Source organism: Dyella kyungheensis, from assembly GCF_049913195.1.
In the GTDB taxonomy this organism is placed as follows: Bacteria; Pseudomonadota; Gammaproteobacteria; order Xanthomonadales; family Rhodanobacteraceae; genus Dyella; species Dyella kyungheensis.
On sequence record NZ_CP183983.1, the window covers coordinates 643,878 to 658,256 of the forward strand.

Genomic DNA, 14,379 nt, shown 5'->3' on the forward strand with positions numbered 1-14,379 from the left:
AGCCGATTACGTATGACGCTGTGTGTGCAGTGCAGAAGAGGCCACCCACCACTTTGTGGGAGCGCACTTGTGCGCGACAGCCAGCCGGCGGTGCGATCGGAGATGCCGCCGTCGCGCACAAGTGCGCTCCCACAGGGGGTTACGGTTGAACTAGCCCTGCGGCGGCTGCGTCAGCTCGCGTGCATCGAGGTACCCATCGTGGTTCCGATCGAGCTTGTGGAACTGCCGGCGCAGGTTGTCCTGGAACTGCTTGAGGGTGACCGGTTTGCCATGGCCGCCGGGCAGCTCGTCGGCTTCCAGCACGCCGTCGCCGTTGCTGTCGAGGCGATGGAAGCCTTTGCTCAGGTGCGCCACGTACTCCGCTTCGCTCACCCGGCCATCGCCGTCGGTGTCGAACTCGCGCAGATACTCGGCCGGCGTGGCCTGCGCCCAGGCGAGCAGCGGCGTCAGACCTGCACCGGCCAGCAGCGCCAGGCGGAGCGGCTGGCGCAGGATCATGCGGCCTCGGTCCGGCGGCGCAGCACCGCCAGCGGCTGTGCCCAGGTGGCGCCGGGGCGGCGCTTGCTGGTGACCAGGGTGAGGTCGCTGGGCTGGAACACGTTGATGTTGTGCGTGGCCGGCGTGGTGAGGATGTACTGGGCGCGGGTGGACTTGAGGAAGGCGCCCACCTTGTCGATGTTGAAGATGTCCAGGTGCGCGAACGGTTCGTCGATGAAGACGAAGCCGCCGGGGCGATCCTCGTCGCGCATCAACGCCACCAGCAACAACAGCGACTTCATCACCTGCTGGCCGCCGGAGGCTTCGCCGTCGTCCATGCCGATCCAGCCCTTCTTGTCGAACTCGAAGCGCACGTTGAGGCCGGCCTGCGCCAACGCCAGGTCTTCGTTCACCAGTTCGGGCAGTTCCGTTTCCACGCCGATGCCAGCCAGATCCGCCAGCACCTTCAGGTTGCGCGCATAGCGTTTGACTGTGTTGCGCAGCACGTTGAGATAAGCGGCGCGCGCTTCGGTGGTGATGCGGCCGGCGCGCTCCAGGTGCACGCGACGGCGCTGCAGATCGTCGCGCAGGCCTTCGTGGTCGTTGGCGTACTTGTCGCGCAACGGCAGCACGCCGTCGTCGGTTTCCCAATGGCCTTCGTTGAGGCGGCGCTCGATGCGGTCGATCTCGCGGCGCACGGCGGCCGGCGATTCGTAACGCTCGCGCAGATCCAGCATGGCACGTCGCGAGCGATGCGCCGGGCGCACATGGCTGCGCTTGTGGCGGAAGGCCTTGAGGCGATCGACCTGCTCGTTGCGGAACTGCGCGAACTGGCGCGCGCTATCGGCCAGCTGCTGCTGGGCCTGTTTGTGTTCGCGCGCTTCGTTGTCGCGCTGGCGCGAGTTCTGCTGGCGCTTTTCGCGCACGCCCTCGTAGTGCGCCTCGGCCGCGGCATAACTGTCGGCGCAGCGCTGCACATCGTCCTGCAGCGCGGACTGCGCCTCGTGCGCCGCAGCGAATTCGTCGGCGCGATCGGCCAGCTGGTTGCTGGCGTTGGCGCCGCGCAGCAGACCTTCGGCGTCGCTGGCTTGTTCCTGGAACGTCTTGCGCTTGTCGCCGATGGCGCGCAGCTGCTTCTCGATCTGCTGCAGGCGTTCCTCGCCCTCGCGCAGCTGGCGTTCGCGCGCCGCGCTGCCGAAGTACACATCGTCCACGCCCAGGTGGCGGCCGCCACGACGCTCGCGGAAATAGCCCTGCGGGGTGATCCAGTCCTGCTCCTTGCCGAGCTTGGCGCCGTCGCCCACGTCTTCCACGCGGCGGATGCGATCGAGCTGGCGCAGCAGCCATTCCGGTGCGGCCGCGGTGAAGTCGACCACTTCAAGCAGCGAGCCGCGCGTGGGTGCCGTGGTCGGCGCGCGTTCGGCCACCACGAAATGCTTGTAGCGGTGTTGTTCGCCCAAGCGCCAGGCGGCCTCGCGATCGCGCGGGTGGTCGAGCAGCACCACGTGACGATAGCCGGCCAGCACGGCTTCCACCGCCGCCTGCCAGCGCGGTTCGTTGATCTCCACGATCTCGCTCAACATGCTGTGACCGATGCCGGCGTCGTCCAGCGCACGGCGGAACGACTGCTCGAACTCCGGCGTGTAGCGCTGGCCGCGGCGCCAGGCGCCGAGCTGGGCGGTGAGCGTCGACAGCTGCTCGCGCAAGCGCGCTTCGTCATTCTGCAGACGGCCGAGCTGGCTGCGTGCCTCGACCAGCAGCTTGCCCTGGCTTTCGTGATCGGCGCCATCCTGTTCGGCAACCAGCTTGCGCAAGTGTTGTTCCTGCTTGAGCAAGGTGGCGTTCTCGGTTTCGGCGCGGCGTGCGTCGTCGAGTTGCTGCTTGGCCTGCTGGCGTGCCTGGTCGGCCACGTGCTGCTCGCCGCGCAGCGATTCCTCATGCGCGTCGAGCGATTGCAGTCGCGCCTGAAGCTCGACATCGCGTGCCGAGAGATCGCGGCATTTGCGCTTCAGGCCCAGCAACTGCGGACGTGCGCCGCGGATGGCCGCGTGCAGTTCGGCCAGTTCGGTGCGCGGCAGCGTTTCGGCGACGAGATCGGCGTGTTCGCTCTTGAGCGCATCCCATTCCTGCCACGAGCGCACGCGGCCTTCGGCTTCCTGCAGGCTCACGCCGATCAGCGAGAGCTGGTGTTCCAGACCGTGCAGTTCGCGGTCGGCTTCCGCCTGTTCGTTGCGGGCGCGCTGATAATCCTCCAGCACGGCCTTGTCGCCGAACACATCGAACACCAGGTCCAGCAATGCCTTGGGCGGCAGCTGGCAGAGTTTGTCGGTGGCACCCTGTTCCAGCGTCAGCACGCGGCGGATCGCCTGCGACAGGCCGGCACCTTCCAGCCGCACGCGGTATTCGCGCAGACCGAGGAAGTCGTTGCGCGCTTCGATCTCGTCCACGCTGACGTCGCCGCCCATCACGGCGTACTGGCGTTGCCACTCGCCGCCTTTCTTCTGGATGCGCACGGCCAGCGTCACTTCGCTGTCCATGATCGGGAAGAACGGACGCTCGCCGCGCGGCCCCGGCACGTTGCCCACGCGTGCGCGCAACCACGCGAACGGCTTGCCGTTGTGGCGCAGGTAGCTCTTGTAGTCGCGGTTGCCGGCGCAGTCGATGGTCAGCAGCGTGCGCAGCGCATCGAGCAGGGTGGTCTTGCCCGAACCATTGGGGCCGACCACGGTGACGATATTGGTATCCAGCGGCAGGCTGAAGCGCTGCCAGTAGTCCCAGTGGATGACTTCGAGGCTGCGGAAATCAAACATCGTGGGTCACTTCGCTGTCTTCAGTTTCGTCGGTGTCGTCGTAGAGAGGCTCATCGTCGCTGCCTAGGTCTTCGCGTGGCGTGAGCCCGGCCAGCAGATCGCTCAAGGCGCCGTCGAGGATGCGCCGTGCAGTGCGTTCGTAGTCGAACACCAGATCCAGCAACGGACCTTCGGCCAGCTCGCCCTTGCGGCGCACGATGAAACCGTGGCGCGAGAGCAGGCCCAGGTTGAAGTTCACGCGCGTCTTGCCGCCCAGCTTGTCGCCGAAGTCGGCCAGCAGCGTACGCTCGGCCACGAGGGGCGAGAGCGAGGCGTCGCGCGAGATCGGTTTGCCCTCGGCGAACATCTGCGTCTGCGAGGCATCCGCTTCGGCCTGCTGGCGTTCCAGCTGGCGCTGGCGCTTGGGCAGCACGATCAACGCCCACAGCACCACCAGCAGCGCCACGGCGTCGCGGTCCAGTTGCAAGGTGTTGGAGATCCAGCTGTCGCTGCCGCCGAACACGTGCTTCTCGTTGGCGCGCGCTACGGCCACGCCGATGTACGCGGAATAGGGATGCTCGCGCAGCTCCAGGCCCACGGCGGCCAGGCGGCGATCCAGCTCTTCGCGGAACGCTTCGTCCAGCAACACCTTGCGTGCCTGCGTGTCCTCGCGCGGCAGCCAGCGTTGGGAAAGCAGTCGCGCGACCAGCGCAGCGGTTTCATCATGCATGTTTCTTGTCCTTGCGTGGATGCAGGCGACCCGCGCTCACCAGCGCGATCGTCGCCAGGCCCGGATCGACCAGGCGTGCTTCGATTTCCAGTTTCAGCGGCAGGCGTGCGAGGTCCGCTGTCGGACCTTGCAGCGCGGACGATTCGGGATCGCCCACCAGACCGAGGAGCGAGAGACGATAGGCGCTCAGCGCGTAGTCGTCGCCGCGCAGGGCATCGCTCAATTCCATCGGGTTCGTCAGCGCTGCCAGTTCGCCATGCCAATCGAGCAACGGCGAGAGATCTTCCTCGTCGATCGGCAGGTCGTGGGTGGTCGGCGTGCTTTCCGCGTTGGGCAGCGCGTTGCTTTCGGCGGCGGCGCGTTCGCGTTCGAGCAGTTCGTACTCGGCCACGTCCAGTGCAATCTGGTCCTGCAGGAACGGCGGCTGGATCGGCAGCATGGCCGCTTCGTCCGCGTGCTGCGCCAGCGCATCGGGCGTGAGCGAACGCAGCCACGCCACCAGATCGGAAGAGGAAAGCCCAGTGCGGCCCAGGTGCACGCGATGCTGGTCGATCTTGTTGAGCTCGCGCTGGAAGATGCCCGCCTGGCGCAGCAGTGCGCTCTGCGCGCGGCCCACGGCCTGGGCGAGCCGGTGCGTGGAAGAGTCGAGATCCTCGCTGTCGGCAATCGCGCTGACGACTTCGGTGCCTTTCTCCACCCACGTCCACACCGAGTCGAGCCGTTGCGCGGCGCGGCGAATGCGATGTTCGGACCCGGACAGCACGGCACGGTCGAAGTCTTCCTTCAGCTCCGACAGGCGCGAGAGCAGATGCGCCAGTTCGTCGGCGGAAACGCGACCCACTGCTTGCCCCGCCGCGAGCTGGGCGGTGATGTAGCCGAGGCCGTCTTCGTCGTCGCGCTCGAATTCCAGCAGCGTGGAGACGGCGGCCAGCGCCTTGCGGCCCAGCGGGCTCACGCGATAGCGCAGCGTTTCGTTGTCCCAGGTGAGCAGCTCGTGTTCCTTCAGGCGTTGCACCACCGTTTCCAGCTTCACCGGCTCGACGAAGGCGAGCTGCTCGCGGATCTCCGGCGGCGTCCACTCCGGCGCGTGGGCGCGCGCGCCCAGCGTGCGCAGCACCAGCAGGCGCAGCAGAACCTGCGCCTCGCTGCCGTGGAACAGCGCGTTGAACGCGCGCAGCAGCGAGCGTCCGCGCAGCAACGGAAACACCGCCGGGATATCCTCGGCGCTAATGCCTTCGCGCAATACGTCCTGCAGACGCTCGTCGGCGTCCGGACTGTCCAGCAGCTGCATCAGGGACGCGTGCTCAGCGGCCCGCGCCATGGATGCCGATGAACTGCAGGAATTCCGAGCGGGTGCGGGCGTCGTCGCGGAAGGCTCCGAGCATCTGGCTGGTGACCATCGATACGCCGCGCTTGTGCACGCCGCGCGTGGTCATGCATTCGTGGCTGGCATCGATCACCACCGCCACGCCGGCCGGATGCAGGTTTTCCTGGATGCACTGGGCGATCTGCGCGGTGAGCTTTTCCTGCACCTGGAAGCGGCGCGCATAGGCATCCACCACGCGGGCCAGCTTGCTGATGCCGACCACGCGGTTGGTCGGCAGGTAGCCCACGTGGGCGCGGCCGATGATCGGTGCCATGTGGTGCTCGCAATGGCTTTCGAATTCGATGTCGCGCAGCACGACCATTTCGTCGTAGCCAGCCACTTCCTCGAAGGTGCGGCGCAGGTAGTCGCCCGGATCCGTGGCATAGCCTGAGAACCAGTCCTTGTACGCCTTCACCACGCGCTTGGGCGTATCCAGCAGGCCTTCGCGGCTGGGATCTTCGCCCGACCAGCGCAACAGGACGCGGACCGCTTCCTCGGCCTGTTCGCGGGTGACTTCGCTCGGTTCTTGACGCTCGCTCATGCGGGTTCCTTCGAGTACGGCTTGCTGACGTGCCAGTGTAACGCCAGCGTCAAGCTTTGGACCTTCCGGAGGCGACGGCCCCCGCCGCATCAAGGACTTGCGTGGGGCGGTACCGGCCGAGAGGTACTCAGGCAGGCACTTAATCCACGCAGGCCGCCCAGTTAGACTGGCGCCTCGCGTCGACAAGGAGAGGTTATGAAACGCCAGTATCGGACCTTGCTGTGGGTGTCGCTGGCGCTGTTCGCGTCGATGGCGGGCGCCCAGTCCGTGCGCAAGACTGCCGAGGGTTCCATGGTGGTCACCGGCTCGCTGGAGGTGAATCCGGACGGTACGCTGCATGGGTACACACTGGATCAGCCGGAAAAGCTGCCGCCGGTGGTCGTCGACGTGCTGGGCAAGAGCATCGCGCGTTGGCAATTCAAGCTTTCCTCGCCCACCACGCAGCTGGTCAAGACCAGCATGAACGTGCGCGTCGTGGCCAAGCCGGTAGGCGATGGCAACTACAAGGTCGCGGTCGATGGCGCCACGTTTGGCGAAGGCGAAGCCAATGCCGCCACCGTGACCTACAACAATCGTTCGGTGACGCCCAGATATCCGCAGATGGCCATCGATGCACGTATCAGTGGCACGGCCTATCTTGTGCTTCGCATCGGTCGCGACGGCAGCGTGCAGGACGCGGCGGCTGAGGAGGTCGATCTCGATCAATACGCCACGCAGCAGGCGATGGACAAGTTCCGCAAGGTGCTGGCCACCGCCTCGCTGGACGCGGCACGCCAGTGGACCTTTCACACGCCCACGCAGGGCAGCGCGGTGAACGACCCGTACTGGGTCGTGCGCGTGCCGGTCAATTTCAACCTTGCCGTGACTGACCAGCCGAACAAGCAACACGCTTACGGCACCTGGCAGCCCTACATTCCGGGCCCGCGTCAGACGGTTCCGTGGATCAGCGCCGAGCTGGCCTCGGAATCGCCCAATGCCATGTCAGATGGCGGTTTGAGTACCGGGCGTTCGGGCTTGGTGCTGGCGACGCCGCTCGGCGGCGGTTGAATCCCGTTTCAGGCCACCGAGCGAAACAACGTCACGCGGCCGGCATCCGGTTCGCCGGCCGCCCGCAACCACGACTCGCCGGCCACGGCGGGCGTGCAGGGGCCGAGCGTGGCAACGCGGATGCTGCGTCGACGGGCTTCGGCATGGAGCCTGTCGAGCATCTGCCGCAGCATCTCGCCGGTGAACGGCGTATAGAGATAGAACACGGTGCCGCGCGAGACATCCGCCTCGCGCGCATCCTGTGCAAGAAACGTGGCGCGCTCGATGCCCAAGGCTTCCGCAGCGCGGCGCGCGCTGTTGACGTAGGCCTCCTCGCGCTCGATGCCGCAGGCCTGCGCTTCGGTGCAGATCGACACCAGCAAGGGCACATGGCCCATGCCGGAACCGAGATCGATCAGCACGTCGTCACGGCCAAGGCGTGCGCGATGGATCAGGTCCAGCACGTGGCGCACCGGCGTGGGCTGGTAGAACACCATCTCCGCTTCGAGCGCCGCGACCGAGGAGGGTTCGTCCAGCGACAGCACGTCGCCGATCAGGGCGTCGAGATGGTCGTAGCCCCACGGTTCACGCAGATCGTCGTGGTGCAGCCAGCCGCGCAGCGCATGCGCACCCGCGCCCTGCACGATCGCGTGGCGGATGCCGTCGCACAGGCGTCGCTGTATCTCGGCGAGGGCCGCATGGCGAGCCTTCGCACGGCGGCGCAGGATGTTCATCACCGCGCCGGCCGCCGGGGTTTCGCCCTCAGGCACGTGCAGCCAGAGATCTTCCAGCCGGTCCATCGCCCGGATGCGCTCGCGCAACTGCTCGGGCCGATCCAGCGACCGGTCTCGCTCGACCTCGCAGACGATGGCGTGCAGGGCATCCAACATGACGTGACGAATCCACTAAGGCGCACGAACCAAGGAATGGTGTCATGCCGCGGCTTGCCAAGAGTTGAACGCAGGTTGCTGCGATGTCAACGCGGATCGGGCACGAAATGTCCGGGAAACGGATCGGGTCGACCGGCCAGTGGGTGATCGTCGCCGGGAATCACCCCTTGCGCAAGCAGCCGTTCGCGCGTGTCGTAGTACAGCGTGATCGTTTCGTTCGGCGTGGACGATGCGCGCACGAAATCGGTGAAGCTCACCACCGAGGTTTCCCGCTCGCCGTGGCCGGTGCCGATCGGGCCGTTGTCCTGCATTTTCGCCGAGGCACGCGCGGCGGACTCAGCCATCGGGGCGGCGGGCGCAGGCACGAGTTGTGATGGTGCTTCGCGTGGTGTGCCCGCAATCGGTTCGGACAGCGCAGGAATCGGACCGGGCATCGGCATCGGCCGGATCATGCGCCGCGGCAGAAACACCGCGATGCCGATCACGCCCACGTTGTCGGGTCGCCCGGTGCGCGCGGCGTAGCTGCGGGAGGCATCGGCGAACACGAAATCCGCCACTTCCGAGAGGCTCTTGCGCCAGCCGAGGATGTCGCTGTCCGCATAGGGTTGCAGCACATAGCCGGTCTGCGACCAGTCGGCGGTATCGCCGGACAGTACGTTCACGCCATCCACCGAAAGCACGCCCAGCACGCGGCCGCCGCTCTGGCTGCGCAACTGGATCTGATAGCGATGGCCAGGCTGCCCGGCCACGTAGTAGCGGCCGTCGTGGCGATAGACCGGCAGCTCCTGCTGCGAGGTGCGGTCGTAGACGCTCAGATCCACCAACCGGCCGACGGCGCCGGCCTGCATGCTGGCCGCCAGCGTGGCCAGTCCGATAACCCATGTGCGCAAGCTGTTCATGCGACCGCTCCCGTAGGCATCGATGGCCGATGCCTAGGTTGAAACGATGCCGGGCGCCGAATGGGGTTGAAGGGATCGTGGCCGCAGGCCCGCTCAAGTTTCTGCGATGGCGGCCGATTCACCAGTGACCGTCCCCTGGAAAGCCCCATGAGCATCGGCATTCACCTGGACACCTCCACCATCCCGCTGACCATCGCGAGCGCGCCTGCCGCTGCGCCTGCCCTGGCGCCTACGTCATCCGGACAATCCGGCAGCGCGACCGCCGTGACCAGTGCCAGCGGTCCCAGCAGTGTCACGATCAAGGCACCCAGCTCCGACAGCGACAGCGGCAGCTCCAGCTCCAGCTCCAGCTCCAGCGCCGCGGTCAAGGCATTGCAGAAGGAAATCGCCCAGCTGCAGAAGCAGCTCACCCAGGAAGAGCAAGCGTTGCATGCCGCGATGCAGGCGATGAAAGGCGCTGGCGATCCCGCCGGCCTGACCGTCGTCGCCACCCTGCAATCCGCCGTGGCGACCACCAACGGCCAGCTCGAAATGGCCGTCACGGCGCTATCCACGCTGTTGTTGAACCAAGGTGGCGGCAGCAGCGGTTCGCTGGTTAACGCGTCGGCCTAAAGGGCTGCTCAAAGCCTCGACTCAACCGCCGTCTCCCCCTCACCGTCATTCCGGCGCAGGCCGGAATCCAGTAGCGGCTGTCCACAGTTTTGCGAGGCCCTTTCGGGGCGCGGCTGGCTATCGCGACAACCCAACGTAGTCGCCACTGGATTCCGGCCTGCGCCGGAATGACGGTGAGGGCTGATCTGCCGTGCGAAGTCCTGGAAGGACTCATGGTGTCGCAGCGAGCGATCAAACCTCGGTATCGTCTTCGCTGATGTCGTCGATGGCCGGTGCGTCGATCAGCACCTGCTGGGCTTCGTCGCCGTTGAGCGTCTCCACGCCGCGCAGCTTGCGCTCGATGGCGCGGGTGCGCACGCTGGCCTGATCGATCACGTTGCTGGCTTCGTTGAGCTTCTTGCGCGTCTTGTCCAACACTGCGCCGAACTTGCCGAACTCGGTCTTCACCGCGCCCAGCAAGGTCCACACTTCGCTGCTGCGCTGGGCGATGGCCAGCGTGCGGAAGCCCATCTGCAGGCTGTTGAGCAGGGCAGTGAGGGTGGTGGGGCCGGCCACGGTGACGTGATGGTCGCGCTGCAGCGATTCGAACAGGCCCGGGCGGCGGATCACTTCCGCGTACAGGCCTTCGGTGGGCAGGAACAGCACGGCGAAATCGGTGGTGTGCGGCGGTGCCACGTACTTGCTGCGGATGCGCTTGGCTTCCTCGCGCACGCGCATTTCCAGTGCGCGGCCGGCGAGCGCGGCGGCATCGGCATCGGCCGCTTCCTGCGCATCGAGCAGGCGCTGGTAATCCTCGACCGGGAACTTGGCATCGATCGGCAGGTAAAGCTGCGCGTGTTCGCCGGCACCGGGCATGCGCACGGCGAACTCCACGCGGTCGTTGCTGCCGGGGATGGTGATCACGTTGGAATCGTATTGATCGATGGTGAGCAGCTGATCGAGCAACGCGCCCAGCTGCACTTCACCGAGAATGCCGCGCGTCTTCACGTTGGTCAGCACGCGCTTGAGATCGCCTACGCCGATGGCGAGGCTCTGCATTTCGCCCAGGCCGCGCTGCACCTGTTCGAGTCGCTCGGAGACCAGCGCGAACGATTGTCCCAGGCGCGTTTCCAGCGTGTTCTGCAGCTTTTCGTCGACGGTGGCGCGCATCTGTTCCAGCTTGGCGGCGTTGTCGTCCTGGATCGCCTGGAGCTTGGTTTCCAGCGTGGCGCGCACTTCGTTGAGGCGCTTTTCGTTGTCGGCAGTGAGCGCGGCGAGGCGCTGCTGTTGCTGTTCGCCGAAACGGTTGAGCGCGAGGGTGAGTTCCTCGCGGCTGCGGCGCGCGTCTTCGGTAAGGCGCAGCTGCAGCGCTTCCAGGCCGGTGCCGGTGCGTTCGGTAAGCACGTCCAGGCGCTGGCCGAAGTGGCCGATGCGTTCCTGCTGCTGCGCGCTCATGCCGCCCAGCTGCTCCTGCACCAGCGAGCGGAACTGCTCCAGCGACTGGGTCACCTCGCCACGGCCGGCGCGCTGTTCCTGCGCCAGGGCCTCGCGCAGATGGCGATTGTCGTCCTTGAGGGCATCGAGGCGCGCGGTGAGGCCGGCGTCTTCGCGTCCGCGCAGCAGGCTCATGACCTGCAGCGCCAGTACGGCGATCACCAGCACGATCAACAGTATTTCGATAACGGACATGGCAGTTCCCAACGGCACACGTTCGCCAGTGTACGCGCTGGCGTCTCAGGATCCGGGACCGCGAAGCGCGGCTACATGACGCGACAGAACACCGCTTTCAGATAACGCCCTTCCGGCACGCTGCTGCTGAAAGGGTGGTCCGCGCCGGCACCTGCGGTGTGCAGCACCTGGATTTCGCGACCGGCGTTGAGCGCCACGCGTCGCAGCATCTCCAGGAAATCCGCTTCGCTGACCAGGCCCGTGCAAGAGCAGGTGAGCAGCAAGCCGCCGGGCGGGATCACGTCCAGCGCCAGGCGATTCATCGCGAAGTATTTCTTCAGCGCGTCCATCACCTTGTTGCGGTCGCGGGTGAGCTTGGCCGGATCGAGGATTACCGCGTCGTACTGCTCGCCCCTCGCCACGGCGCCGCGCAGCCAGTCGAAGATGTCGGCTTGCTCGAACACCGCGGGCACGTCGTTGGCGGCGGCGTTGGCGCGGGCGATCTCCAGGATGCCCGCGTCCATGTCCACGCCGGTGGCAGACTGCGCGCCGGCGGCGAGCGCGTGCACGGCGAAACCGCCGGCGTTGCAGCACAGGTCCAGCACCTTGCGGCCCTTGGCCAGGCGCGCGAAGTGGTGGCGGTTCTCGCGCTGGTCGGCGAAGAAGCCGGTCTTGTGGCCATAGCCCGGCGCGGCATGGAAACGCAGGCCGTGCTCGTGCACTTCCACCGGCGTGGGCGCCTCGGGCGAACGGCAGTCGAACGATTCCTGCTTCTGCACGTGGGTTTCGGCAAACCAGTACAGGCGCGTGTCCGGGAAGTGGCGCTGCAAGGCGGCGTGGATGGCCTCGCGGAAACGCCACATGCCGGCGGCGAAGTATTCGATCACGATGATGTCGGCGTAGCGGTCCACCACCAGGCCGGAAAGACCGTCGCCTTCGCTGTGCACCACGCGCCAGGCGTCGCTGACGCGATCGAGCTGCAGCAGTTCCTGGCGCAGGGAAATGGCGCGGTCGATGCGGGCGGCGATCCATTCGGCATCGATGGTTTCAGTGGGATCGGTGGTCAGCAGGCGCAGGGCGATGCGTGCATGGCCGTTCCAGAAGCCGCGGCCGACGAAGCGGCCCTTGGCGTCCTCCACGTCGACCACGCTGCCGGGCGGCACGCGGGTCTCCGGCTTGTTGACCTGGGCGGACCACACCCAGGGGTGGCCGGGCATGCGGTCGGTCTTGAGGCGGATGACGGGGAGGGTGTCGGGGCTATTCATCCGCCCATGATAACTGCTGCGGCGTTCGGCCCGCCGATTCCCCTGTGGGAGCGCGCCCTGTGCGCGACAAGCGCCTCATACGGCCCGCTCCGTCGGCGTCGCGCACAGGGTGCGCTCCCACAAGGGTGTTGTTCTATCGCAGGCGCAGCGCCAGCCAGGACAGCAGGGCCAGCAGGTTGAGGCCCAGCCGCGATACGCCCGGTCCGGCGACGGCCAGCAGGAAACCCTCGCTGCCCACATGCCAGTCGAGGCCCAGTTGCACCGGCAGATGCAGGCTGGCGTATACGTTCACGAACGCGCCGCAATGGAAGCCGTAGCTGAAGATCGGCGTAGCGATCAGCGGCAGTTGCAGCAGCTGCGCCCAACTGGAGAAGGTCACGCCGCGCTCGCTGTTCTCCAGCAGCATCACGCCGGCGATCAGCACGAAGGCATAGAACAGCAGCCCGATCACGGCCACGATCGAATCATGCGTACCGAACGGCAGCAGCCGGCGCAGCATGTTGACCATGCCGAAAAAGCCACCCGCCACTTCAAGGATGCCGATCAGTCGGAAGAGAAAATTGCGCACGCGCCATGCCCCGGGTCGAAAGCCGCGAGCTTAGCGGATCACGAGGCCGCTGTTGGCGGTGCGGTTTGGCAGTTTGTTGGGCGACGTACAGGTCATCGCTCCCCCCCCGGTGGGAGCCCACTTGTGCGTGACGCGCGCGGAGCGGTACCTGCATGACTGCCAGTCACGCACGGCGGCTCCTACGTCAATTCCTCGCTCAATTCGTGCAGGTCGGCGATGTGCTGCTCCCACCAGCGCGCCTCGCCGGCAAACGGAAAGGCGATGGGAAACGCCGGATCGTGCCAGCGCTCGGCGATCCAGCCGGCGTAATGCAGCTGGCGCATCGCACGCAGCGCGGGCACCAGGGCCAGTTCGGCGAAGTCGAAATCGCGCATCTGCTGATAGCCGTCGAGCAGCGCGGTCATCGCCTTCTCGTCGTTGGCGAGCATCCACAGGTCCTGCACGGCGGGGCCCATGCGGGCATCGTCGAGATCGACGAAATGGGGGCCGGCGTCTGTCCACAGCACGTTGCCGGGATGGCAGTCGCCATGCAGGCGCAATTGGCGAACGGGGCCTACGGCTTCGAAGCGGTCGGCCACCGCGCGATCCACGCGTTCGGCCGCGGCGCGATAAGCCGCGTGCAGTGACGAAGGCAGCAATGACGAGGACAGCACGGCCTGCATCGGCTTGGCAATCAAGGTGGCGCGATCCAGGCGGCCACGGTGTTCGAACGGCTGGCGTGCGCCGATGCTGTGGATGCGCGCGATCAATCGCCCCAGCCATTCCAACTGCTCGGTCGATTCCAGCGACGGCGCGCGGCCACCGCGACGCGGCGTGAGCGCATAGCGGAAGCCATCGTGATGCAACAGCGTGCGTCCGCCGAAGAGCAGCGGCGCAACCACCGGGATCTCCGCCTCGGCCAGTTCCTGCGCGAACGCGTGCTCCTCGAGAATCGCCGCGTCTCTCCAGCGGTGCGGGCGATAGAATTTCGCGATCACCGGCGAGGTTTCTTCGAGCCCTACCTGCCAGACGCGGTTTTCGTAGCTATTGAGTGCGAGCAGGCGGCCATCGGGCCACAGGCCGCAAGCGGTCACGGCATCGAGGACGCGGTCCGGATCGAGCGTGGCGTACGGTGCGTCGATACTCAACGCGGTGCCACGACGCGTGCCGGAATCACCGCCATGGTGATGCGCGAGATGCAGACCAGTTCGCCGCTTTCCGTTTCGATGCGGATCTCCCACACCTGGGTGGTGCGGCCGATATGCACCATGCGAGCGGTGCCGGTGACGATGCCGCTGCGCACGCCGCGGATATGGTTGGCGTTGATGTCCAGCCCCACCGCCACTTCCGAGGGATCGAGCGAGAGCATGGCGGCCGAACTGCCCAGCGTTTCGGCCAGCACCACCGATGCGCCGCCGTGGAGCAGCCCATACGGCTGGTGCGTGCGATGGTCCACCGGCATGGTGCCGCGCAGCCAATCGTCGCCGATCTCGGTGAAGCGGATGCCCAGCGTTTCCATCATGGTATTGGCGCTCCAGCCGTTGATGCGCTCGAGCGAGATGTCCTGTTTCCAGATGGCCATAGGTTGAT

Annotated in this window: 14 protein-coding genes; 2 read left to right on the forward strand and 12 right to left on the reverse strand. The window is 66.6% G+C overall.

Annotation, left to right across the window (positions count from 1 at the left end):
• Nucleotides 1-150 precede the first annotated feature (150 nt).
• The 5 genes from ACN9MB_RS02680 to folE are packed head-to-tail and all read right to left on the reverse strand — an operon-like array spanning nucleotide 151 to nucleotide 5,903.
• On the reverse strand, nucleotides 151-498 hold the full coding sequence (locus tag ACN9MB_RS02680; protein WP_426270697.1) for an EF-hand domain-containing protein: 348 nt from the start codon (nucleotides 496-498) through the stop codon (nucleotides 151-153).
• The gene (locus tag ACN9MB_RS02685) at nucleotides 495-3,287 is read right to left on the reverse strand and encodes an AAA family ATPase (protein WP_426270698.1); all 2,793 of its coding nucleotides are present in this window, start codon (nucleotides 3,285-3,287) and stop codon (nucleotides 495-497) included. The genes ACN9MB_RS02680 and ACN9MB_RS02685 overlap by 4 nt, the downstream gene beginning before the upstream one ends.
• Complete coding sequence (locus ACN9MB_RS02690) at nucleotides 3,280-3,996, reverse strand: hypothetical protein (RefSeq protein ID WP_426270699.1); 717 nt, start codon at nucleotides 3,994-3,996, stop codon at nucleotides 3,280-3,282. The genes ACN9MB_RS02685 and ACN9MB_RS02690 overlap by 8 nt, the downstream gene beginning before the upstream one ends.
• A complete protein-coding gene (locus ACN9MB_RS02695) occupies nucleotides 3,989-5,287 on the reverse strand; it encodes a hypothetical protein (protein WP_204636745.1) in 1,299 nt (432 codons plus the stop codon). The genes ACN9MB_RS02690 and ACN9MB_RS02695 overlap by 8 nt, the downstream gene beginning before the upstream one ends.
• Nucleotides 5,288-5,300: 13 nt before the next feature.
• The gene (gene folE / locus ACN9MB_RS02700; protein WP_204636744.1) at nucleotides 5,301-5,903 is read right to left on the reverse strand and encodes a GTP cyclohydrolase I FolE; all 603 of its coding nucleotides are present in this window, start codon (nucleotides 5,901-5,903) and stop codon (nucleotides 5,301-5,303) included.
• 195 nt (nucleotides 5,904-6,098) lie between these two features.
• On the opposite strand from folE, the gene ACN9MB_RS02705 reads away from it, so the two are divergent.
• Entirely contained in the window at nucleotides 6,099-6,950 is an 852-nt protein-coding gene (locus tag ACN9MB_RS02705) for an energy transducer TonB (RefSeq protein ID WP_426270700.1), read from the forward strand.
• An 8-nt stretch (nucleotides 6,951-6,958) separates the two neighbouring features.
• Here the strand turns inward: ACN9MB_RS02705 and ACN9MB_RS02710 are convergent, their stop codons facing one another.
• Together ACN9MB_RS02710 and ACN9MB_RS02715 are read right to left on the reverse strand one after the other, a co-directional pair.
• Complete coding sequence (locus ACN9MB_RS02710) at nucleotides 6,959-7,819, reverse strand: methyltransferase domain-containing protein (protein ID WP_426270701.1); 861 nt, start codon at nucleotides 7,817-7,819, stop codon at nucleotides 6,959-6,961.
• 86 nt (nucleotides 7,820-7,905) lie between these two features.
• Nucleotides 7,906-8,718 carry a hypothetical protein gene (locus ACN9MB_RS02715; protein WP_426270702.1) on the reverse strand — a complete coding sequence of 271 codons (813 nt, stop codon included), beginning with the start codon at nucleotides 8,716-8,718 and terminating at the stop codon, nucleotides 7,906-7,908.
• A gap of 147 nt (nucleotides 8,719-8,865) precedes the next feature.
• Here ACN9MB_RS02715 and ACN9MB_RS02720 point away from each other — a divergent pair, with 147 nt between their 5' ends.
• Nucleotides 8,866-9,330 (forward strand): hypothetical protein, encoded by a 465-nt coding sequence (locus ACN9MB_RS02720; RefSeq protein WP_426270703.1) that lies wholly within the window; start codon nucleotides 8,866-8,868, stop codon nucleotides 9,328-9,330.
• A gap of 231 nt (nucleotides 9,331-9,561) precedes the next feature.
• Here the strand turns inward: ACN9MB_RS02720 and rmuC are convergent, their stop codons facing one another.
• From rmuC to ACN9MB_RS02745, 5 genes are all read right to left on the reverse strand, one after another.
• Nucleotides 9,562-10,998, reverse strand: coding sequence for a DNA recombination protein RmuC (gene rmuC, locus ACN9MB_RS02725; protein WP_426270704.1), 1,437 nt, complete (start codon nucleotides 10,996-10,998; stop codon nucleotides 9,562-9,564).
• Between the two features lie 71 nt (nucleotides 10,999-11,069).
• Nucleotides 11,070-12,242, reverse strand: coding sequence for a class I SAM-dependent rRNA methyltransferase (locus ACN9MB_RS02730; RefSeq protein WP_426270705.1), 1,173 nt, complete (start codon nucleotides 12,240-12,242; stop codon nucleotides 11,070-11,072).
• Between the two features lie 133 nt (nucleotides 12,243-12,375).
• Nucleotides 12,376-12,810, reverse strand: coding sequence for a hypothetical protein (locus ACN9MB_RS02735; RefSeq protein WP_426270706.1), 435 nt, complete (start codon nucleotides 12,808-12,810; stop codon nucleotides 12,376-12,378).
• Nucleotides 12,811-12,989: 179 nt separating this feature from the next.
• Nucleotides 12,990-13,937, reverse strand: coding sequence for a serine/threonine protein kinase (locus ACN9MB_RS02740; RefSeq protein WP_426270707.1), 948 nt, complete (start codon nucleotides 13,935-13,937; stop codon nucleotides 12,990-12,992).
• Complete coding sequence (locus ACN9MB_RS02745) at nucleotides 13,934-14,371, reverse strand: hotdog fold thioesterase (RefSeq protein ID WP_204636734.1); 438 nt, start codon at nucleotides 14,369-14,371, stop codon at nucleotides 13,934-13,936. The genes ACN9MB_RS02740 and ACN9MB_RS02745 overlap by 4 nt, the downstream gene beginning before the upstream one ends.
• Nucleotides 14,372-14,379: the final 8 nt, after the last annotated feature.